Raw genomic sequence first — 22,098 nt, forward strand, 5'->3', positions numbered from 1 at the left:
GAGAGCAGCATGTCGATTTCACTCGCGGACTGGAAAGGTGTTCCGCCACCCTCGGTCCAACTGATCGAAGGGCGTTTCATCCGCCTGGAAAAACTTGACCCGGCGCGTCACGCCGACGGTTTGTGGGAAGCCCTGGAAGGCCCGGGCGCGGATCCGAAGCTCTGGGATTATTTGCCTTACGGTCCTTTCCCGGAGCGCAGCGCTTTCAACGATTGGCTGAACAACCATGCGGCCAACAGCGACCCGTATTTCTTCACCGTGATCGACCGCGCCAGCGGCGACGTGCAAGGTATCCTCAGCCTGATGTCGATTGTCCCTGCTCAGGGTCGCATCGAAATCGGCCATGTGACCTTCGGCGCAGCGATGCAGCGCTCCCCGAAAAGTACCGAGGCGGTTTACCTGCTGGCCAGGGAATCCTTTGCCTTGGGTTATCGGCGCCTGGAATGGAAATGCAACAACGGCAATGCCCGCTCCAAATATGCAGCGGAGCGGTTGGGGTTCAGTTTTGAAGGGGTGTTCCGTCAGCACATGGTGGTCAAGGGGCAGAACCGTGACACGGCGTGGTATTCGATTCTGGATTCGGAATGGCCGGCGATTGGCGCGGGGTTCGAGCGGTGGCTGTCGGATGAGAACCAGACGGAATCGGGGCAGGTGAAAACGTTGGTGGAGTGCCGCCAGTAATCTTCGGCGTCTGGCAGGACGCCTTCGCGGGCAAGCCTCGCTCCTACAGGGGTTTTGCGTCGATCACCATTTTATGGTCAATCGAAAACCTGTAGGAGCGAGGCTTGCCCGCGAATGGCATCACGCCAATTTCTGGGCGAGCACCGCAATATGCTCCGGCCCGATCCCGCAGCACCCGCCCAAATGGCTGGCCCCGCGCTTCTGCCAATCGGCCGCCCATTGCAGATACCCCGGCGGGTCGAGATCGTCGCGCAACGGGTCCAGACCGTCGTTGGCCGTGGCCTCTTTCGGCTGCGGCGGGAAGGCATTGGCGTACGCGCCAATGTGAATCTTCACCCCCAAGCGTTCGAAGGTTTCCCGTGCCGCATCAATCGCAGCGCCGATCACTTCTGGCTGGCTGCAATTGAACAGCAAGGTCTCGACGCCCAACTCAGCCGCCACTGCAGCGGCCTCAGCCACAGGCTCACCGGAACGCAAACGCGGCACTTCGTCGGTGTCTTCATCCTTCAAGGTAAACGACAGCCAGAACGGCTTGCCATCCTTCGGTAGACCGGCATGGATCGCCCGTGCCTCGACAATCGAACTCTGGGTTTCAGCCAGCCACAAGTCGACATGCGGCGCCAGGCCATTGACCAGAGGCGTCAGCAGTTCAGTCACCCGCGCGGCATCGAACAAGTCCGGGCGATAGGAGCCGAACAATGGCGGCAATGACCCGGCCACTCGCACGGGCTTGCCCGCCACATCGACCGCACGCCGGGCCAGCTCACCGGCCAACGCCGCGAGCGCCTGACCCTCAGCGGCAAAACGCTCTTCACCAATATGGAACGGCACCACCGCGTAACTGTTGCTGGTGATCACGTTGGCACCGCTATCGATATAAGCCGCATGCACCGCCTCCACCGCTTGCGGTGCTTCGCTCAAAGCCAGCGCCGACCACTCGGGCTGCCTGAACGGCGCCCCTCGACGTTGCAGCTCACGACCCATGCCGCCATCCAGAATTACCGTGCTGCCTGCGCCCATATGCTTTTCACTCATAAGCTTATGAAAATAACTCACTATCAGAGTCGTTCTTATAACTATTTAATACGCACCGTACGGTTAATAACAACCTCTTTTTTTTCAGGGATCAACTGTGAAATTTCAACCACTGCTGGCCCTGGGCCTAACGATTCTGGCTGCCTCCACTCAAGCCTTTGCGGGCGCCACACTGGACCGCATCGAGCAAAAGAAAGAACTGGTGGGCGTGCTGATGGAAAGCTATCCACCCTTCTCATTCCTCAACGATCAAAACCAGCTCGATGGTTTCGACGTCGACGTGGCCAAGGCCGTGGCGGACAAACTGGGCGTCAAGCTGCGCCTCGAAACGCCGTCCTGGGACGTGATCGCCGCCGGTCGCTGGAGCGGGCGTTACGACATCTGCATCTGCTCCATGACCCCGAGCAAAGCCCGCGCTGAAGTCTTCGACTTCCCGGTGGAGTACTACGCCTCCCCCGCCGTGATCGTGGTCAACGCCAAGGACGACAGCATTCACAGCGCCAAGGACCTGAGCGGCAAAAAAGTCGGCCTTACCAGCGCCTCCAGCTATGAAAGCTACCTGAACAAAAACCTGGTGATCGAAGGCGCCGAAGACATCCAATTGCAGTACCCGTTCGAGAATGTGCAGATCGCCCCCTATGACACCGACAACGTCGCGTTCCAGGATTTGGGCCTGGGCGCTGGCGTGCGTCTGGACGCGATTCTCACCAACCTGGTGACCGCGCAACCGCGCCTGAACGAAGACAAGCGTTTCAAGCTCGCCGGCGAGCCGCTTTACTCGGAGCCGAACTCGGTGGCCATCGAAAAAGGCGACGCCCAGTGGGACGCCAAAGTGCGTGATGTGTTTGCCCAGTTGAAACAGGACGGCACCTTGAGCAAGCTGTCGCAAAAATGGATCGGCGCCGACATCAGCAAATGACTTCTTTCCCCAAACCTCCTCAGCCACCGCAACCGGTGGCTGAGTCAATGCTGCAACGGATTTTCGGTTTCCGCACACGGCTGTACCTGACCTGGGCAGCGATGTTCGGCTTGTTCGCGAGTTTCTTCCTGAGCTTCGACCTGAAGTTCTCGATCATCCTCGACAAACTGCCGAACCTGATCGGCCTGCACCTGGCGCCCAACGGCTTTCTGCAAGGCGCAGCGCTGACGTTGTTTTTGTGCCTGTGCTCGATCGTGGCGTCATCACTGCTGGGCTTCATCACGGCTTTGGCTCGGTTGTCGAAAAGCGCGGTGGCGTTCGGTATCGCGAGCTTCTATGCCTCGTTCTTTCGCGGTACACCGCTGCTGATTCAAATTCTGCTGATCTACCTCGGCCTGCCACAACTTGGCATCGTGCCCGGTGCCATCGCCGCTGGCATCATCGCCCTGTCGCTGAACTACGGCGCCTACCTGAGCGAAATTTTCCGCGCCGGCATCCTCGGCGTTCCCCATGGCCAACGCGAAGCGTCATTGGCCCTGGGCATGCGCGAAACCGTGATCTTCTGGCGCGTCACCCTGCCCCAGGCCATGCGTACCATCATCCCGCCCACCACCAACCAGTTCATCTCCATGCTCAAAGATTCGTCTCTGATCTCGGTGATGGGGGTTTGGGAAGTGATGTTCCTGGCGCAATCGTATGGGCGCTCGAGCTATCGCTATATCGAAATGCTCACGACCGCGGCGATTATTTATTGGCTGATGTCGATTGGACTGGAGCTGATTCAGGCGCGGATGGAGCGGCATTATGGGAAGGCGTATTTGAAGCGGGGTTAGCGAAAAGATCGCAGCCTTCGGCAGCTCCTCAGGATTCACTCGCCTTGTCCTCACTGATTCAGCACAGTAAGCCTTGTGGGAGCGGCGGTGCGGCGATCCTGCTTGCTCGCTCCGACACAAGGATTGTGGCACTCCCAAATACCGGGCGAAAAAAAAGGGGAGCACATGCCCCCCCGAGGTTTAAAGCGGTATATCGAGGCTGTTAACTCAGCCTTCGATCTCGATCAGAATCTCACCCGGGTTTACCCGGTCGCCCTTGGCCACGTGGATGGCGGTGACTTTGCCGGCGATGGCCGATTGGACTTCGGTTTCCATCTTCATCGCTTCGGTGATCAGCACGGCCTGGCCGGCCTTCACGGTGTCGCCTTCCTTGACCAGGACATCGACGATATTGCCCGGCATGGTGGTGCTGACGTGGCCCGGTGCAGTGGCTTGCTTGCGCTTGCTGCTACCGCCGCTGACGAATTCGTTGAGCGGTTCGAACACCACTTCTTCCGGCATGCCGTCGATGGACAGATAGAAGTGGCGCTTGCCTTCCGACTTGACGCCGACACCGGTGATGTCGACGCGGTAGGTTTCGCCGTGAACGTCGATGACGAACTCGGTCGGCACGCCTTCACCGCCGGCCGACGTCACCCCGCCCGCTTCCGGAATTGGCAACAGCACCTCCGGTACGAGGGTGCCGGCTGCACGTTCTTCGAGGAATTTGCGGCCGATGTCCGGGAACATGGCGTAGGTCAGAACGTCTTCTTCAGACTTGGCCACGGCACCGATTTCGGCGCGCAGCTTGGTCATTTCCGGCTTGAGCAGATCGGCCGGACGCACGTCGATCACTTCTTCGCTGCCGATCGCCTGACGACGCAGTTTTTCGTTCACGGTGCCCGGCGCTTTGCCGTAGCCGCCTTGCAGGTAGAGCTTCACTTCATTAGTGATGGTTTTGTAGCGCTCGCCGGCCAGCACGTTGAAGAACGCCTGGGTGCCAACGATCTGCGAGGTCGGCGTTACCAGCGGCGGGAAGCCGAGGTCTTCGCGAACGCGAGGGATCTCCGCCAGCACTTCGCTCATGCGGTTCAGCGCGCCTTGCTCTTTCAACTGGTTGGCGAGGTTGGAAATCATCCCGCCCGGTACCTGATTCACTTGAACGCGAGTGTCTACGGTGGTGAATTCGCTTTCGAACTGGTGGTACTTCTTGCGCACGGCGTAGAAGTACAGACCGATCTCTTGCAGCAGCTCCAGGTTCAGGCCGGTGTCGAATTCGCTGCCTTTAAGGGCAGCAACCATCGATTCAGTGCCTGGATGGCTGGTGCCCCAGGCGAAGCTGGAGATCGCGGTGTCGATGTGGTCGGCGCCGTTTTCGATGGCTTTGAGTTGGCACATTGCAGCCAGGCCAGCCGTGTCATGCGAGTGAATAAACACTGGCAGCGACTGTTCGGATTTCAATGCCTTGACCAATTCGCCTGTGGCGTACGGGGTCAACAGGCCAGCCATGTCCTTGATCGCCACCGAGTCGCAACCCATGGCTTCCATTTGCTTGGCTTGCGCCACGAACGCCTCGATGGTGTGCACCGGGCTGGTGGTGTAGGCGATGGTGCCCTGGGCGTGTTTGCCGGCGGCTTTCACCGCTTCGATGGCGACTCGCAGATTACGCACGTCGTTCATCGCGTCGAAAATGCGGAACACGTCGATGCCGTTGACTGCCGCCTTGGCGACGAAGGCTTTGACCACGTCGTCGCTGTAGTGGCGGTAGCCCAGCAGGTTCTGGCCACGCAGGAGCATTTGCAGACGCGTGTTAGGCAAGGCCGCGCGCAGTTGGCGCAGACGCTCCCACGGGTCTTCTTTGAGGAAGCGTACGCAGGCGTCGAAGGTCGCGCCGCCCCAGCATTCCAGCGACCAGTAGCCGACTTTGTCGAGCTTGTCGCAGATCGGCAGCATGTCTTCGGTGCGCATGCGGGTGGCGAGCAGCGATTGGTGGGCGTCGCGCAGGATTGTGTCAGTAACGTGGATTTGTTTGCTCATTGTTCTATTCCTCACAGGCCTGCGTGGGCGGCGATGGCGGCGGCGATGGCCAGGGCCAGCTCTTCGGGTTTGCGCTTGATCGAGTAGTTGGTCAGTTCAGGGTGGCTTTCAACGAAGCTGGTATTGAACTGGCCGCTACGGAATTCCGGGTTACGCAGGATTTCCTGGTAATACGCGGCGGTGGTCTTGACCCCCTGTAGACGCATGTCGTCCAGAGCTCGCAAGCCACGGTCCATCGCCTCTTCCCAGGTCAGCGCCCAGACCACCAGTTTCAGACACATGGAATCGTAGAACGGCGGAATGGTGTAGCCGGTATAGATCGCTGTGTCGGTGCGCACGCCAGGACCGCCGGGCGCGTAGTAACGGGTAATCTTGCCGAAGCTCGGCAGGAAGTTGTTTTTCGGGTCTTCGGCGTTGATCCGGAACTGCAACGCGAAACCGCGGTGCTGGATGTCTTCCTGTTTCACCGAAAGCGGCAGGCCGGACGCGATGCGGATTTGCTCGCGAACAATGTCGATGCCGGTGATTTCTTCGGTGATGGTGTGTTCCACCTGCACCCGGGTGTTCATCTCCATGAAGTACACCTCGCCCTCGGCGAGCAGGAACTCCACGGTACCGGCGTTCTCGTAACCCACAGCCTTGGCCGCACGCACCGACAGGTCGCCGATGTAGGCGCGCTGTTCCGGGGTCAGTTGCGGGCTCGGAGCGATCTCGATCAGCTTCTGGTTGCGACGCTGGATCGAGCAATCACGCTCGAACAGGTGCACCACGTTGCCAAAGCTGTCACCGAGAATCTGTGCTTCGATGTGTTTCGGATTGACGATGCATTTTTCCAGGAACACTTCCGCCGAACCGAAAGCCTTGGTGGCTTCGGAAATGACCCGCGGAAAGGCTTGTTCGAGTTCTTCGCGACTGTTGCAACGACGAATCCCGCGGCCGCCACCACCGGAGGTGGCCTTGAGCATCACCGGGTAACCGATGCGATCGCCTTCGGTCAGGGCTTCTTCGATGCCCGACACGTTGCCTTCGGTGCCCGGGGTGACCGGTACGCCAGCCTTGATCATGCTGCGGCGCGCTTCGGTCTTGTCGCCCATACGGCGAATCACTTCAGCCGATGGACCAATGAATTTGATACCGCGTTCGGCGCAGATGTCTGCCAGCTCGGCATTTTCCGAAAGGAAGCCATAGCCGGGGTGCAACGCATCGCAACCGGTTTCCACCGCCAGGTTCACCAGCTTGCGCGGGTTGAGGTAGCCGGCCAGTGGCTCGGCACCGATGCTGTGGGCCTCGTCCGCACGCTTCACATGCAAGGCATGGCGGTCGGCGTCGGAATAGATCGCGACGGAGCGAATGCCCATCTCGGCGCAGGCACGCACGATTCGTACGGCAATCTCACCACGGTTGGCGATCAGGATCTTTTTTATCACTTGGAGGTTCCCTTGAGCCGGTGGTACCCACGACCTGTCACACCAGGTCGACGCGTGACCAAATGTTTCAATTCAGTCGCAGCTCCACACTAGCCTTCGCAAGGGATTAACAAAAATGAATAATAATTGGGTTACACATAAGCAAAGACTTATAGTTGAGGCATCAGCCTCCGCTCAGGGTCTCTAGAAAATGCGTAAGTCATTGATGCGTATGACGTTGCGTCAATTGCAGATCTTCAATGAGGTGTGCGACTTAAGGTCCTACAGCCGTGCAGCCGACGAAATGTCTCTCACACAACCTGCCGTGAGCCTACAGATTCGTCAACTCGAAGAGCTGATCGGCCAACCGTTATTCGATTATGTCGGCAAAAAACTCTACATGACCGAGGCGGCCGAAGCACTGCAGCGCGCCAGCCGGGATATTTTCGGGCGCCTGGAAAACCTCGATATGCAGCTGTCGGACATGCAAGGCTCATTGCAGGGTCAGCTGAAACTGGCGGTGGAATCCAGCGCCAAGTATTTCGTGCCGCACCTGTTTGCCGCGTTCAAGCGCCAGCACCCGGAGGTGAACCTGCAACTGACGGTGGTCAACCGTGGCCAGGTCATCCGGCGCCTGTCGGATAACCGTGATGATCTGGTGATCATGTCTATGGTCCCACAGGACATGGGGCTGGAGTTTCTACCGTTCCTCAACAACCCGATTGTCGCCGTGGCACCGCCGGATCATCCACTGTGTCACATGGGCCCGCTGCGCTTGCAGGATCTTGAGCCCTACACGTTGCTGTTGCGCGAACACGGTTCCGGCACGCGACTGGCTTGCGAAGAGTATTTCAAAGAGAAACGTGTGCACTTCACCCAAACCCAGGAGGTGGCCTCGGCCGAAGCGCAGCGTGAATGCGTCTTGGCGGGTCTGGGCGTGGCGCTGTTGACACGCCACGCCCTGAACCTTGAGTTGGCAACCGGCGGATTGATCGAATTGCCAGTCGAAGAGCTGCCGCTGTACCGCAGTTGGTGCCTGGTGCAAGCCAAGGCCAAACGGCTGTCACCGGTGGCCCATGCATTCCTTGCGTTTATCCGCAGCGAGCGGATGCAGATCAGCGCGCTGGTTGAGCGTTTCGACGGGAAGTTGCGGGAGCCGCCTGCCAGTAATTGAGTTCCAGATCGTCAGAAAATTCGCCAATTTCGGCCAGAAGCTGGCGGCGCTCGCTGCGATCTTCGATGGCGCGGCGAAATTCCATGCGGCGCTGATCTTCTTGCTGACGACGGGTTTTGACGGCGCTGTTGCGTTCTTCGTAGGGCTGAGCCATTTCGAGTCTCCCAAGGCGAGTACGGGAGTTACAAGATAGGTGCGAGGGATGACGGTTTGGCGGCGGGAGGATGACAGTGAGATGAAATGTGGTGAATTGGATGACGCCTTCGCGGGCAAGCCTCGCTCCTACAGGGTTACGCGATATCTGTAGGAGCGAGGCTTGCCCGCGAAGGCAATCTCAAGGCAAGGAATCAATCGTCCAGCGCTTTCACCGATTTTGGCGACAGCCGCAAGCTGCGAAGGCTGCGTTTGACGCTTTTCAGGTGATTGACCAGGCTCGGACCGCGGGCCATGGCCACGCCCATCGCCAGCACATCGATCACTACCAGATGCGCAATGCGCGACGTCAGTGGCGTATAGATTTCGGTGTCTTCATGCACATCGATCGCCAGATTGACGGTCGACAACTCGGCCAACGGTGTCTGGCTCGGGCACAACGTGATCAGAGAAGCGCCGCTCTCGCGCACCAGATTGGCGGTGATCAACAGGTCCTTGGAACGCCCGGATTGGGAAATACAGATCGCCACGTCACTCGGCTTCAGGGTGACCGCCGACATCGCCTGCATATGCGGGTCGGAATACGCCGCTGCAGTCAGCAGTAAACGGAAGAACTTGTGCTGGGCATCCGCCGCCACTGCGCCCGACGCACCGAAGCCATAGAACTCGACACGCTGGGCCTGAGACATGAGCGACACAGCCCTCTGCAACTCCACCGGATCGAGTTTCTCGCGAACCTCCATCAGCGTATGCAGGGTGGTGTCGAAGATTTTCAGGCTGTAATCGGCGACTGAATCGTCTTCATGGATCGCGAACTGCCCGAAGCTCGCGCCGGCCGCCAGGCTTTGCGCCAGTTTCAGTTTCAAATCCTGAAACCCGGAGCAACCGATGGCGCGGCAAAACCGCACGATGGTCGGCTCGCTGATGCCCACGCTGTGGGCCAGGTCGGCCATGGAGCTGTGCATCACCGCCGCAGGGTCAAGCAGCACGTGGTCGGCGACTTTGAGCTCCGACTTGCGTAACAGGTGGCGGGACTGGGCGATGTGTTGCAGCAGATTCAAGGGGCTGGACTCTTTGTTATTGGCAGGTGCCGGGGATGTAGCACGCTTGTAGTTATACTACATGAATCGGCTTTTTGCCTGCTCAATGCGTAACTCAATGTCCCCATTTCATGCGCCATGCGCTCCATGTAGCCCTCTCGGTCCTTGTAGCAGCTGGCGAAGCCAGCGGCTACAAAGGGTTGGCGTCGCAACGTAAAAGCTCGGCCAGGTTGGCGGCCTCGACCGGACGACTGATCAAATACCCCTGCACTTCATCGCAGCGCTCGACTTTCAGAAACTCCAACTGCTCCGGCCGCTCCACCCCTTCAGCCACCACCTTCAACGACAGGCCATGGGCCATGGCGATAATCGCTCGGGTAATCGCCGCGTCCTCGCTGCCCTCCCCCAAACCACGGATAAACGCCTGATCAATCTTCACGTAATCCACAGGGATGCGCTTGAGATAGCTCAGCGACGAATAGCCAGTGCCAAAATCGTCGATGGCCAGTTTCACCCCAAGGTCGCGCAACTGCTGGAAGGTCGCGATGATGTGCTCGACGCTGTCCAGCAACTGGCTTTCGGTGAGTTCCAATTCCAGATAGCGCGGCGCCAGACCGGTTTCCTCCAGCACTTGGCGCACCAGGCTCACCAGTTTTCCCTGACGCAGCTGATGCACCGACAGGTTAACCGACACCCGAATCGGCTCCAGGCCCTGACGCTGCCACTCGCAGGCTTGCCAACAGGCCTGGCGTAAAACGAACTCGCCAATAGCGCCGATCAACCCGGTTTCCTCGGCCAAGCCGATGAAATCCCCCGGCGGCACTTGGCCCAGGGTCGGGTGATGCCAGCGTACCAATGCCTCGGCGGCATTCAGCCGGCCGGTGACGAGGCAGAGTTTCGGTTGATAAAACACTTTCAACTGCTTTTCTTCGATGGCTTTGCGCAACTGATTCTCGAGCTGCAAACGCTCGAGCGTGCTGGCTTGCAGGCTGTCGGTATAAAACTGGAAGTTGTTGCCGCCCAAGTGCTTGGCGTGCTGCATGGCCATGTTCGACTGGCTGACCAGCGCAGAAATCTCCCGCGCGGTGTCCGGTAACAGGCTGATGCCCATGGACGCGCTCATCACCAGCTCATGACCGTCGACAGTGATCGGCAAACACAGCTTGGTCGACAAACGAGTTGCCATGCGCGCCAGACTCGACAGGTTGCCGTAGGCATCGAACAGCACTGCAAATTCATCACCGGACAACCGGGCGATGGTGTCCGCTTCCGGCAGCGCATTGACCAGGCGCCGGGACATTTTCTGCAACAGCTGATCAGCGATTTCGTGGCCAAGGCTGTCGTTGAGCAGCTTGAATCGATCCAGATTGATGTGCAGCAACGCCAGGCTGCGCCGACCGCCCTGACGCACCCGCTGATGAGCTTCGTGCAGCCGTTCCCGGAACAACGATCGGTTGGCCAATCCCGTGAGTTCGTCGTAATGGGCCAGGTAACGCATACGCTCTTCGGACTCACGCCGAGCAGACAGATCGGCGAAGAAGCCGACAATATGACTAACTTTTCCCCGTGAATCGCGCACGGCGTTCAGTTGCAGCCATTGCGGATACAACTCGCCATTCTTGCGCGTTTCGACCAACTCGCCCTGCCAGCTACCGTGCTGCTCCAGCGCCTGACGAATCGCCGCGTAATGCCGGCGGGCGTCGCGACTGCAGGGTAACTCGACCACACTGCGCCCGAGCATGTCGTCGATGTCATAGCCAGTCACTCGACTGAAGGCTTGATTGGCGGCGATCAGCGCGTAATTAGGGTCAAGAATGACGATGCCCTCGCTAGCGGCCTCGAACACCGTCGCCGCCAGTTGACGCTGTTCTTCCTGTCCCTTGCTGGCACTGATGTCGCGGCGGGTGCCGACCATGCGGATCACCCGGCCGTTTTCGCTGCGCTCCACCGCTCGCCCACGGTCCTCGATCCAGACCCAATGGCCATCGCCATGCCATACCCGATACTCGATCTGATAATCCTCGCTGCGACCCTTCAAATGCTCGACCAGGGCGCGCCTGAGCGATGGCAAGTCTTCGGGGTGCAGACGTGGCTTGAGGTGGCTGAGCATCGCCGTCACGTATTCCGGCTCCAGGCCGAACAGCTCCTGAAGCTGAGTGTGATGGACTTCGTCTGTCTGCAGGTTCCAGTCCCACAACCCGAGTTCACTCGCCTTCAACGCCAGCGCCAGTCGCGCTTCGCTCTTGCTCAAGGCCTGGTTAGCGGCGTCCAGCTCCAGACTGCGTTGGGCAACGCGATTTTCGAGGTCGACCTGAGTTTCGCGCAATTCGTCTTCGGCGCGGCGGCGCTGGTCGATTTCCTTGGCCAGTTCGTGGTTGAGCTGATCACTGCGACGTTGCGCCTGCTGCAAGTGCTCGATCAGGGCCTGATTTTGAAAGCGCCGCAACAACCCCTGGTTGATCAGCCGATTGACCTGCCAGGCGACCACGCTCAACGAACCCAGCAATATCAGCCCAAACCAGCCCCAGCCCTGTTCCTGCTCATCCCCGCCCCAGAACAGATAGCCGATGGCTGGCAGCAGACAGGGCAAGGTAAAGGACAGAAAAGCTGGCAGGCTGACGGCATAAGCAACGCTGGCCGAGAGTGCCGCGGCGCCGATCAGGCCGAACACCCAGGCTTGCTGCATGAAATTATCCGCGGGCACCAACGCGATGCCGGCACCGGCCAGGGTCAGGCCAGTCATCGCAGAGCCGAGCATGAACATGCGACGCCAGACCGGATGGGCCTGACGGTTGGGAATCGCCGAATCGAAAGCCGCGACTTGAATCACCCGCAACGCCACCAGCGACAATAACCAGATCAGCCAGACGCTCACAACGAAGTAGCGCTGCGGGCTCCAGAGCAGGCCGGCGCACACCAGACCGTTGATCAGCATGAACAGCGTAGGCAAAAGCGAGCCCTGGTACAGCAGGCGCGTGCGTTCGACCGCCATTTCCATGGCGTACTGTTTGCGGATAACCCGGGGCTCCACAGAGGGGCCCGACAGGTCGGAGCTGAGGGTCATAGGCAATGTTCTTGTTCTTATAGTGAGCATGCGAGCCCGAATTGTGGACGGAGCATACACAAGCAAATGCCCGGACCAAACAGCCCCAGGTCACAAAATAGACGAAAGTTTGAGCCGCCCACCTTGGTAAAAAAGCCGCCAGACGAGCTCCGCCAATGCTTGCAGCCGGTGACCGACCGGTCGTCATCGGTGCTTCTTTCATCGGCTAATGCAAAGCTCGGTTTGCCCGGTGTGACGGCGCACCCTAGAATGCCCCGATGCGCGATGATCTCTCCCTTCTGCTGAACTCCCTCAACGATGCCCAACGTCAGGCCGTAGCGGCCTCTGTGGGTCGTCAGTTGGTCCTGGCCGGTGCTGGCTCCGGTAAAACCCGAGTGCTGGTGCACCGTATCGCCTGGTTGATCCAGGTCGAAAACGCCTCGCCCCACTCCATTCTGTCGGTGACCTTCACCAACAAGGCCGCTGCCGAGATGCGTCATCGCATCGAGCAGCTGATGGGTATCAACCCGGCCGGCATGTGGGTCGGCACCTTCCACGGCCTGGCGCACCGCTTGCTGCGGGCGCACTGGCAGGAAGCCGGCCTGAGCCAGACTTTCCAGATTCTCGACAGCGACGACCAGCAACGGCTGGTCAAGCGGGTGATCCGCGAGCTGGGCCTGGACGAGCAACGCTGGCCGGTCCGACAGGCCCAGTGGTTCATCAACGGGCAGAAAGACGAAGGTCTGCGTCCGCAACATATTCAAGCCAGCGGCGATCTGTTCCTGGCGACCATGCGCAGCATTTATGAAGCCTACGAGGCCGCGTGCCTGCGGGCCGGCGTCATCGATTTCTCTGAACTGCTGTTGCGCGCCCTCGATCTGTGGCGCGATAACCCGGGCCTGCTCGCCCATTATCAGAAGCGCTTCCGGCACATTCTGGTGGACGAATTCCAGGACACCAACGCCGTGCAATACGCCTGGTTGCGTCTGCTGGCCAAGGGTGGCGACAGTCTGATGGTGGTCGGCGACGACGATCAGTCGATCTATGGCTGGCGCGGCGCGAAAATCGAGAACATTTATCAGTATTCCGACGACTTCCCCGATGCCCAGATCATTCGTCTGGAGCAAAACTACCGCTCTACCGCCGGGATCCTCAAAGCCGCCAACGCCCTGATCGCCAACAATACCGGGCGCATGGGCAAAGAGTTGTGGACCGATGGAGGCGAAGGCGAAGCAATCAATCTGTACGCCGCGTTCAACGAGCATGATGAAGCACGCTACGTGGTCGAAACCATTGAAAGCGCGCTGAAAACCGGCCTGGCTCGTAGCGATATCGCGATTTTGTACCGCTCCAACGCCCAATCGCGCGTTTTGGAAGAAGCCTTGCTGCGTGAGCGCATTCCGTATCGCATTTATGGCGGTCAGCGCTTCTTCGAACGGGCAGAAATCAAGAACGCCATGGCGTACCTGCGTTTGCTGGAAGGCCGTGGCAACGACGCGGCCCTGGAGCGAGTAATCAACGTTCCGGCCCGCGGCATTGGCGAAAAAACCGTCGAAGCGATCCGCGATCATGCACGCCACAGCCATGTGTCAATGTGGGAAGCCATGCGTCAGCTGGTGGCCAACAAAGGTCTGACCGGTCGCGCTGCTGGTGCCATAGGGGCATTTATGGAGCTGATCGAGGACCTCGCCGCCAAGTGCCTGGATATGCCGCTGCACTTGATGACCCAAACCGTGATCGAGCAGTCGGGGCTGATTGCCTACCACCAGGCGGAGAAAGGCGAGAAAGGCCAGGCCCGGGTAGAAAACCTTGAGGAACTGGTCAGCGCCGCGCGCAACTTCGAAAACCCGGAAGAGGATGAAGAACAGTCGCCACTGTCAGCATTCCTCGGTCACGCCTCGCTGGAGGCCGGCGACACCCAGGCCGACGAACACGAAGACAGCATTCAGTTGATGACCCTGCACAGCGCCAAGGGCCTGGAATTCCCTTACGTGTTCCTGGTGGGCATGGAAGAAGGCCTGTTTCCGCACAAGATGAGCCTGGAAGAACCCGGCCGTCTTGAAGAGGAACGCCGCCTGGCCTACGTCGGTATCACCCGGGCGATGCAGAATCTGGTGCTGACCTATGCTGAAACCCGCCGCCTGTACGGCAGCGAGACCTACAACAAGGTGTCGCGTTTCGTACGTGAAGTGCCGAAAGGCCTGATCCAGGAAGTGCGGCTGTCCAACAGCGTCAGCCGTCCGTTCGGCGGTGGCCAGCAGCAGAGCTCCAGCAGCCTGTTCGGCGGCAGCGAGATCCCGGACACCGGGTTCAGCCTCGGCCAGACCGTGCGGCATTCGGTGTTCGGCGATGGTGTGATCCTGAATTTCGAAGGCGCCGGCGCTCAGGCGCGGGTGCAGGTGAACTTCAGCGAAGGCAGCAAGTGGTTGATGCTGGGTTACGCCAAGCTGGAAGCAATCTAAAGCCCGCCGCAGAGCTTTTCTGTGGGAGCGGGCTTGCTCGCGAAGGCAGCGCCGCGGTGTATCAGAAACACCGTGTCATCGTTCTTCGCGAGCAAGCCCGCTCCCACAGGTTGATCTGATGAAATTACCAAACCTCCTACAGAACTCATCCACTCGTCCTACAGACCAAAGTTATCAAGTCTTATTGCGTGACCGAAAGCTGAACACTACCTGTCAGGCAAAAGCCCGAAACACTCTGCCGCTAGCCAGCAACACTTCAGCTGTGCAACATGGCGCGCGTGCCTTCCACAAATTGGGAATTCCCTTTATGAAACGTTTTCTTAGCATCGCCATGGCGTTGTGCATTGGCCTGACGATGAGCCTCGACGCCAATGCCGCCAAGCGCTTTGGTGGCGGCAAGAGCTCCGGCGCTGCGCCGACTCACCAGACCAGCCAAATGGCTCCTTCTTCTCCTGCCGGCGGCGCTGCTGCCACTGCGGGCGCGGCCGGTGCTGCTGGCGCCGCCACCAAGGCCAGCGGTGCTTCGCGCTGGCTCGGCCCTCTGGCCGGTATCGCCGCCGGTGGCCTGCTGGCCTCCATGTTCATGGGCGACGGCTTCCAGGGCATGCAGATCTTCGACATCCTGATCATGGCGGTCATCGCCTTCCTGGTCTTCCGTTTCATCGCCGCTCGTCGTCGCAAGCAGCAGGAGCACATGGCTCCAGCCGGCGCGCCGATGCAGCGTGAAGTGTTCGAACAGAAACCAACAGCCATGGGTTCGATCTTCGGCGGTTCGGCTGCACCTGCTGCCGCTCGTCCGGTGATCAACGCGCCAGCCTGGTTCAATGAACACAACTTCATTGAAGCGGCCCGCAACCACTTCCAGTCCCTGCAGCAGCATTGGGATGCCAACGAAATGGACAAGATCGCCGAGTTCGTGACTCCGCAACTGCTGGAGTTCCTCAAGCGCGAACGTGCCGATCTGGGCGACGGCTTCCAGTCGACCTACATCGATAACCTCCAGGTACAACTGGATGGCGTTGATGACCGTGCGGACAAGACTATCGCCACCCTGACCTTCAGCGGTGTATCGAAGTCCTCGCGCTTTGATCAGGGCGAAGTGTTCAGCGAAAGCTGGAACATGGAACGTCCACAGGGCGAAAACCAGCCTTGGCTGGTGGCCGGTATCCGCCAGAACGGCTGATCACTTCCCGCGCTTCACCTGTTGTAATAAAACCCCGGCCTCGGCCGGGGTTTTCTATTTCGCGGTTGCATCTATAGCGAGCTACTGTATAAACCGCCCCAACTAAACCGCGCCATCAAGCAAGAGGATCCCGGACGTGGAAGAAATCATCGAACAACTGCGTGAAGCCAACGAACCGGTACCGGTCCCCTTGGAATTGCCTGACGAAGATCAGATTGTGGAAATCGAAGAGCAACTGTTCATCGACATCCCATTCGTCTTCAGAGAATTTTTGCTGACCGTCAGCGACGTGGTCTACGGCAGCCTGGAGCCAGTGACCGTCACCGATCCGCAATCCCACACCTACCTGCCGGACGTTGCCGCCAACGCCTGGGATGCTGGCGTCGATCGCAGCATGATTCCGATCTGCCAGGACGGTGACAATTACTACCTGGTCGAAGAAGACGGCACCGTGGTGCTGTGGCTGGCTGAAGAAGAGTTGCTCGCCGAAGAAACCTGGGAATCGGTATGGCACTGGGCGCGGGACGTCTGGCTGGAAAGCTGAGCAAGCACGACTTTGTAGCAGCTGCCGAAGGCTGCGTTCGGCTGCGCAGCAGTCGTAAACCCTGACACTCGGTTAACCTGAATCACCTCAGCGCCTGACTTGCGACTGCTGCGCAGCCGAACGCAGCCTTCGGCAGCTGCTACAAGTGCAATGGTGCAACGTCAGTGGCCTGATGCATCCTTGTGATTGTCCAGCGTTTCCAACAAAGCCACCTGCATTCGCGTATGCACACGGATGAACCAGCGCCAGAGCAGCGCCGCCACCGCGGCCGCGACTATGACGATCAGCACCAGCAACTTGTTGGTCGGCAGAATACTGGCCGACAAGGCTGCCAGCAGCAGGAAAATCACTAACAGCGAGAGGATCGGAATCACTTCGGCGATCACCCGACGCACTCGCTGTGTGTGGCGGCCGGCCATTTCCGGCTTCACACCCATCTCTGCCAGCAGCATCGACAGCGCCTTGAGCTTGCGATAGGCGGCGATCAGGAACGGCAGTGACAACAGCAACGCCCCACCCCAGATCAACGCTTTCTGCCAGCTCGGGTCGCTGATCCAGGCTTGCAGGTAAACGGACATGCGCTCGGCGAAGAACGCGCCCGAGAAAAAGATCGCAATCACCAACGCCAGATTGACCCCTACCTGCAACAGAATCCGCCGGATCATCGACGCCAACAGTGCACCCTCGCCCTGAGGCTGAATGCTGCGCAGCCATTCGCCATACATCCCGAGCACACGGCTCAGACGCTGCGGCATCACTGCCGCAAGCTTGATCGAGAGCGGATCGGCCGCGCGAATCAGATACGGCGTCAACAGCGTGGTGATTACCGAGACGGCCACCGCCACCGGATAGAGAAAGTTGCTGGTGACCTGCAGCGTCATGCCCAACGCCGCGATGATGAAAGAAAATTCGCCAATCTGTGAAAGCCCCATCCCCACTCGCAGTGAGGTGCGTCCGTCATTGCCGGCGATAAAAGCACCGAGGCCGCAGGAAAGCATCTTGCCCAGCACCACAGCCACGGTGATCACCGCGATCGGCCAGGCGTATTGCAGCAGGATCATAGGGTCGAGCATCAGGCCGATGGCGACGAAGAAAATCGCACTGAACAAGTCGCGAACCGGCTCGATCAACTGCTCGATCTTCAGCAGTTGCCGCGATTCAGCCATGATCGCGCCGATCAGGAACGCGCCGAGGACCATGCTGTATTCAAGCTTGACCACCAGCAGGCAGAAGCCGAAACACAGGCCCAGCACAGTGATCAGCAGCATCTCGTTGCTGTCGAATTTGGCCACATAGGCCAGCAGTCGGGGCACCAGCAGAATGCCAATAACCAGTGCGACAATCATGAACAGTGAAAGCTTGCCGACCGTGGAAAAGACCTCGCCGGAACTGACTGTTCCACTGACCGCGATGCTCGACAACAACGCGATGATGCCGATGCCGAGGATGTCTTCGACGATCAGCACGCCGAAGATCAGCTGTGCAAAACGCTCGTTCTTCATCTTCAGGTCGTTGAGCGCCTTGACGATGATGGTGGTCGAGGAAATCGCCAGGATCGCGCCGAGGAACAGCGAGTCCATGGTATTCCAGTCGAACCAGCGGCCGATTTCATAGCCGATCCAGATCATCAGGACGATTTCCAGGAAGGCTGCGATGAACGCCGTGGCGCCAACCTTGAACAGCTTGCGCAGGCTGAACTCCAGGCCCAGGCAGAACATCAGGAAAATCACTCCGAGCTCGGCGAGGGTTTTGATGGTGGCTTCATCGTGGATCAGGCTGAACGGCGGCGTGTGCGGGCCGATGATGAAGCCGGCGACGATGTAGCCGAGCACCACTGGTTGTTTGAGACGATGAAAGAGCACGGTCACCACACCCGCGATCAACATGATCACTGCCAGATCCTGAATGAAACTGATGGCATGCATGGCATAGGCTCCTTGGAGTGGCCTTTCGAAGGGTAACACCGCGACTTCTGGCAGAAAGGCGGTGCAATATATGGAAACAGATCGATCCGGGCGTGACGGCGACCATCCGCCCGGCGTCCCGATAACTGTTGGTTTGAAAAACCGAGCACCCACAGAGGTGTAACCCCGAATCCTGCCTTGAACCCGTGAGTACGTTATGGAACCCGGAAACGCCCAGCTGTCGATGACGGTATTGATGACCCCCGACATGGCCAACTTCTCTGGCAATGTCCACGGCGGCACCCTGCTCAAATACCTCGATGAAGTGGCTTACGCCTGCGCCAGCCGCTATGCCGGCCGCTATGTGGTGACCCTGTCGGTGGATCAGGTGATTTTCCGCGAGCCGATTCACGTCGGCGAACTGGTGACTTTTCTGGCTTCGGTCAACTACACCGGCAACACCTCGATGGAGGTGGGCATCAAGGTCGTGACCGAGAACATCCGCGAGCGCTCGGTGCGTCACACCAACAGCTGTTTCTTCACCATGGTCGCAGTGGATGACCAACGCAAACCGGCCGCAGTCCCACCGCTGCAACCGCAGAACAGTGAAGACAAGCGTCGGTACATGCAGGCGCAGCAACGTCGGCAGATTCGTCAGGAACTGGAAAAGCGTTATCAGGACATCAAGGGCGACGCCTGAGGTGTTCGGTCTTTAGATCGCTTTCGCGGGCAAGCCTCGCTCCTACGGGTAATGCGCCATCCCTGTGTAGGAGCGAGGCTTGCCCGCGAAGCCTTTAAAGGCTGATCGCCGTCGCTTCGAACCGCACCCGCGGATGGGCGATCCGGTCCTGTGCCCGCACCAGTTCCAGCTCATAGCTGGCGCAGGCCTGGGTTTCCAGCATCACTTCATGCACCGCCGCCGCAGTGAATTCGAAGGCACTCACCAGATTGTCACCCTGCAGCACGCGCGCCAGGAACAACCCGGCAGTCAGATCGCCAACGCCCACCGGCTGACGCGGAAACGCCAGCAGCGGCCGACGCAGGTGCCAGCTGCCTTCAGCGGTCACCAGTAACATCTCGAAGCCCTCCGCCGGTTTTCCGGGATAGTCCAGATGCTTGACCAGCACCGCCTTCGGACCGCGAGCCAACAGCGCTCGCGCCATGGCCAGGCAATCGAACAATGACTGCGCCTTGCGCCCCGAGAAGCTGTTCAGCTCCAACTGATTCGGGCACATGAAGTCGGCCACCGCTGCCGCCTCTTCCAGCAGAAAATCGCTGACCTCGGCTGGAACGGTGCAGCCCTTCTCCGGATGGCCCATCACCGGGTCGCAGAGGTATACCGCTTTGGGATTGATCGATTTGATTCGTTCCACGCCCGCGAGAATCGCCCGGCCCTGGGCCGCGCTGCCGAGGTAGCCGGACAACACGGCATCGCAATTGCCCAGCTCACCAATTGCAGCGATTCCTTCTACCAATTCCGGAATCTGATGCGGAGCCAGCACTTCCCCGGCCCACTGGCCATATTGCGTATGGTTGGAGAACTGCACGGTATTGAGCGGCCACACGTTCACCCCGACCCGCTGCATCGGGAAAACCGCGGCGCTGTTGCCTGCGTGGCCGAACACCACGTGGGACTGGATGGCGAGCACATGGGGCGTACGTTTCATGCGGTGAGTTTTCCGTCAAACGATTGAAATTCGAGCCGCGCAGTATGCGACTAAACGCAGCCTGTACGACAGACCGGCGACACAGTTAAGCTGGCACTATCTTGTTGGAGCACCCTGTTGATGCTGACCCTCGGAAATATCCTCGTGTTGATGCTGCTCGCCACCGGTGGCGCGTGGTTGTGGCACAACCACGGCTTGCGCGAACGTGCGCTGGAGCGGGTCATGCAGCATTGCGCCAAGCTTCGGATCGAGCTGCTGGACGGCAACGTAGCCTTGAAGAAGATCGCCTTCATTAAAGACGCCAATGGCCGTCGGCGCCTGGCCCGTGTGTATAACTTCGAATTCACCGTGACCGGCGAAACCCGCCACACCGGCACCATCACCCAGTTCGGCGCCCACAGCGCACAGATCGAGCTCGCGCCCTACCCGATGCCGTTCGACGACACTCCGCCGGTGGTCGATATCGCGAAGCCCAGAGCCGAGGTGATTGAACTGAGTCAGTGGCGGCAAGAACACACCAAGTGGCGGCCTTGAAGGTAGTTGTTGTCAGTTAAATCCATTCGCGAGCAAGCCCGCTCCCACATTGATCTGTTGTGCTGCACAACTTGTGTGCACATCACAGCCTCCTGTGGGAGCGGGCTTGCTCGCGAAGAGGCCTTCACAGACTGCGCAAAAATCAGCTAATTCGCTTGAACCCTGCATCCCGCCAGACCTTCCTGCAACACCTCAACAGCCTGCGGCTCACTGAAAATCAACTCCATGCGCGAATCCCGACGCCATTCGCTGATCTGCCAATCCAGTAACGAGTTATCCAGCGCATTCGCCGACACCCACCCCTCGGCGCTGTGGATAACCAGCTTCGCCCGCCGCCATTCAAGGCGCTCAAGCCATTTCCCGATCAATACGGCATCGAATATCTGGCTCGGATGCCACCGCCATCCAACACTCCAGCCGCCCTCTTGCGCCTGACTCAAGCAAATCGGCAGCGTGGGGTCAGTCCAGATAGCCGGCATCTGCGCCAATCCCTTGGGCACAACAAAGTTATCCACACCCCCGACAGCCTGAGCCCCGAGCCCCGGTAACTCGCTCAACGGCAAGGCGGCTTGCTGCGTCCAGTACAAAGGACGCATCGGCAACTGTGCGGCGATTCGTTGGCGATCGCTGTCGTCGAGGCCTTCTGCCTTGTTCAGCAACAGCAACCCGGCACTGTCCAAGGCTTGCTGTTGCGCCGCAGGCAGCGGTTTTCCGGCCGCCAGCGCCTGAGCATCCAGCACCAGCACGCACGGCTGCACCGCCAGGACACCTTGCCACGGCGCCTCATTCAATTGCCTGAGCAACTGCGCCGGATGTCCCAGCCCGGAGGGTTCGATGAACAGTCGATCCGGTCGTGCCTTGCGCAGCAACCGCCCGAGGCCGATCTGAAACGGTGCACCATTGACGCAACACAAACAGCCCCCGGCCACTTCCCCCAGTGCGATACCATCGGCATCCTGGGTCAACAGCGCGGCATCCAGACCGATCTGGCCGAACTCGTTGATCAACACCGCCCAGCGCTCACCCACGGGCCGTTGCGCCAGCAGGTGCTTGATCAGGCTGGTCTTGCCGACACCTAGTGGGCCAGCAATGACGTGGGTGGGAATGTTCTGCAACATGGTCGAGGTTTTCTGAGGAGGTAAAGAATGCGGTTGATGGGATGGTCGTTGCTTCTGGCGCTCACGTCGGGCGAAGCACTGGCTCAGGCCTGCGTGGTGCACAGCACGGCTGAGCGGCTCGACGTGAAGGTCTGCCAGCAAAACCGCAACATCCCGGAAAAACTGTTCGCCGACGGATTCTGCCAGCCGAATTTGCCTGGGCAGAAAGTCGAGGTGCAGTACGTCGACCAATGCCCTACCGGCGCGTTCGGGGTGTGCAGCAACGCTCAAGTCGCCAATATGCCTTACCGGCAGGATATTCACTATTACGGCGTGGCCACCGATGCGGCGTATCTGAAGCCGTTTTGCGAAGCCCAGAGCCAGGGAACCTGGCTCAAACCTTGAGC

19 protein-coding genes are annotated in these 22,098 nt (G+C 59.5%); 10 read left to right on the plus strand and 9 right to left on the minus strand.

Annotation, left to right across the window (positions count from 1 at the left end; all coding sequences use genetic code 11):
* The first annotated feature begins 9 nt into the window (after positions 1-9).
* Positions 10-681: a GNAT family N-acetyltransferase gene (locus KW837_RS10750; RefSeq protein WP_218395615.1), complete on the plus strand. Its 672-nt coding sequence runs from the start codon at positions 10-12 to the stop codon at positions 679-681.
* Between the two features lie 120 nt (positions 682-801).
* Here KW837_RS10750 and KW837_RS10755 read toward each other — a convergent pair whose 3' ends face one another.
* The gene (locus tag KW837_RS10755; RefSeq protein ID WP_218395617.1) at positions 802-1,701 is read right to left on the minus strand and encodes a homocysteine S-methyltransferase family protein; all 900 of its coding nucleotides are present in this window, start codon (positions 1,699-1,701) and stop codon (positions 802-804) included.
* Positions 1,702-1,813: 112 nt separating this feature from the next.
* Here KW837_RS10755 and KW837_RS10760 point away from each other — a divergent pair, with 112 nt between their 5' ends.
* Positions 1,814-2,635 carry an ABC transporter substrate-binding protein gene (locus KW837_RS10760; RefSeq protein WP_218395619.1) on the plus strand — a complete coding sequence of 274 codons (822 nt, stop codon included), beginning with the start codon at positions 1,814-1,816 and terminating at the stop codon, positions 2,633-2,635.
* Complete coding sequence (locus KW837_RS10765; protein WP_192345134.1) at positions 2,632-3,468, plus strand: amino acid ABC transporter permease; 837 nt, start codon at positions 2,632-2,634, stop codon at positions 3,466-3,468. Before KW837_RS10760 ends, KW837_RS10765 begins: the two co-directional genes overlap by 4 nt.
* Positions 3,469-3,675: 207 nt before the next feature.
* Here KW837_RS10765 and oadA read toward each other — a convergent pair whose 3' ends face one another.
* On the minus strand, positions 3,676-5,484 hold the full coding sequence (gene oadA, locus KW837_RS10770; protein ID WP_218395621.1) for a sodium-extruding oxaloacetate decarboxylase subunit alpha: 1,809 nt from the start codon (positions 5,482-5,484) through the stop codon (positions 3,676-3,678).
* Positions 5,485-5,495: 11 nt separating this feature from the next.
* Positions 5,496-6,911, minus strand: coding sequence for an acetyl-CoA carboxylase biotin carboxylase subunit (locus KW837_RS10775; RefSeq protein ID WP_007896523.1), 1,416 nt, complete (start codon positions 6,909-6,911; stop codon positions 5,496-5,498).
* 190 nt (positions 6,912-7,101) lie between these two features.
* Here KW837_RS10775 and KW837_RS10780 point away from each other — a divergent pair, with 190 nt between their 5' ends.
* Complete coding sequence (locus KW837_RS10780) at positions 7,102-8,064, plus strand: LysR family transcriptional regulator (protein WP_218395623.1); 963 nt, start codon at positions 7,102-7,104, stop codon at positions 8,062-8,064.
* On the opposite strand, the gene KW837_RS10785 is transcribed toward KW837_RS10780, so the two are convergent.
* The 3 genes from KW837_RS10785 to KW837_RS10795 form a co-directional block, all read right to left on the minus strand.
* Positions 8,006-8,218, minus strand: a complete 213-nt coding sequence (locus tag KW837_RS10785; RefSeq protein WP_218395625.1) for a PA3496 family putative envelope integrity protein — start codon at positions 8,216-8,218, stop codon at positions 8,006-8,008. The genes KW837_RS10780 and KW837_RS10785 overlap by 59 nt on opposite strands.
* A 193-nt stretch (positions 8,219-8,411) precedes the next feature.
* Complete coding sequence (hexR, locus tag KW837_RS10790; RefSeq protein WP_007896526.1) at positions 8,412-9,278, minus strand: transcriptional regulator HexR; 867 nt, start codon at positions 9,276-9,278, stop codon at positions 8,412-8,414.
* A gap of 169 nt (positions 9,279-9,447) precedes the next feature.
* Complete coding sequence (locus tag KW837_RS10795; RefSeq protein ID WP_218395627.1) at positions 9,448-12,321, minus strand: EAL domain-containing protein; 2,874 nt, start codon at positions 12,319-12,321, stop codon at positions 9,448-9,450.
* A 257-nt stretch (positions 12,322-12,578) separates the two neighbouring features.
* Here KW837_RS10795 and uvrD point away from each other — a divergent pair, with 257 nt between their 5' ends.
* From uvrD to KW837_RS10810, 3 genes are all read left to right on the plus strand, one after another.
* The gene (gene uvrD, locus KW837_RS10800) at positions 12,579-14,762 is read left to right on the plus strand and encodes a DNA helicase II (RefSeq protein WP_218395629.1); all 2,184 of its coding nucleotides are present in this window, start codon (positions 12,579-12,581) and stop codon (positions 14,760-14,762) included.
* A 307-nt stretch (positions 14,763-15,069) separates the two neighbouring features.
* Positions 15,070-15,945, plus strand: coding sequence for a Tim44 domain-containing protein (locus KW837_RS10805; RefSeq protein ID WP_123495688.1), 876 nt, complete (start codon positions 15,070-15,072; stop codon positions 15,943-15,945).
* A 136-nt stretch (positions 15,946-16,081) separates the two neighbouring features.
* Positions 16,082-16,489: an SMI1/KNR4 family protein gene (locus KW837_RS10810; protein WP_008073570.1), complete on the plus strand. Its 408-nt coding sequence runs from the start codon at positions 16,082-16,084 to the stop codon at positions 16,487-16,489.
* A gap of 161 nt (positions 16,490-16,650) precedes the next feature.
* On the opposite strand, the gene KW837_RS10815 is transcribed toward KW837_RS10810, so the two are convergent.
* Positions 16,651-18,414 carry a cation:proton antiporter gene (locus KW837_RS10815; RefSeq protein ID WP_218395631.1) on the minus strand — a complete coding sequence of 588 codons (1,764 nt, stop codon included), beginning with the start codon at positions 18,412-18,414 and terminating at the stop codon, positions 16,651-16,653.
* 196 nt (positions 18,415-18,610) lie between these two features.
* Between KW837_RS10815 and KW837_RS10820 the strand changes: the two genes are divergently transcribed.
* Positions 18,611-19,093: an acyl-CoA thioesterase gene (locus KW837_RS10820; RefSeq protein WP_007896533.1), complete on the plus strand. Its 483-nt coding sequence runs from the start codon at positions 18,611-18,613 to the stop codon at positions 19,091-19,093.
* Positions 19,094-19,187: 94 nt separating this feature from the next.
* Here the strand turns inward: KW837_RS10820 and pdxY are convergent, their stop codons facing one another.
* On the minus strand, positions 19,188-20,060 hold the full coding sequence (gene pdxY, locus KW837_RS10825; protein WP_218395633.1) for a pyridoxal kinase PdxY: 873 nt from the start codon (positions 20,058-20,060) through the stop codon (positions 19,188-19,190).
* Between the two features lie 120 nt (positions 20,061-20,180).
* On the opposite strand from pdxY, the gene KW837_RS10830 reads away from it, so the two are divergent.
* Positions 20,181-20,594, plus strand: a complete 414-nt coding sequence (locus KW837_RS10830) for a DUF3301 domain-containing protein (protein ID WP_095052328.1) — start codon at positions 20,181-20,183, stop codon at positions 20,592-20,594.
* A 146-nt stretch (positions 20,595-20,740) separates the two neighbouring features.
* Here KW837_RS10830 and KW837_RS10835 read toward each other — a convergent pair whose 3' ends face one another.
* A complete protein-coding gene (locus KW837_RS10835; protein WP_218395635.1) occupies positions 20,741-21,712 on the minus strand; it encodes a GTP-binding protein in 972 nt (323 codons plus the stop codon).
* Between the two features lie 27 nt (positions 21,713-21,739).
* On the opposite strand from KW837_RS10835, the gene KW837_RS10840 reads away from it, so the two are divergent.
* The gene (locus KW837_RS10840; protein ID WP_008073576.1) at positions 21,740-22,096 is read left to right on the plus strand and encodes a hypothetical protein; all 357 of its coding nucleotides are present in this window, start codon (positions 21,740-21,742) and stop codon (positions 22,094-22,096) included.
* Positions 22,097-22,098: the final 2 nt, after the last annotated feature.

It is taken from the genome of Pseudomonas sp. PDM24 (assembly GCF_019218905.1).
In the GTDB taxonomy this organism is placed as follows: domain Bacteria; phylum Pseudomonadota; class Gammaproteobacteria; order Pseudomonadales; family Pseudomonadaceae; genus Aquipseudomonas.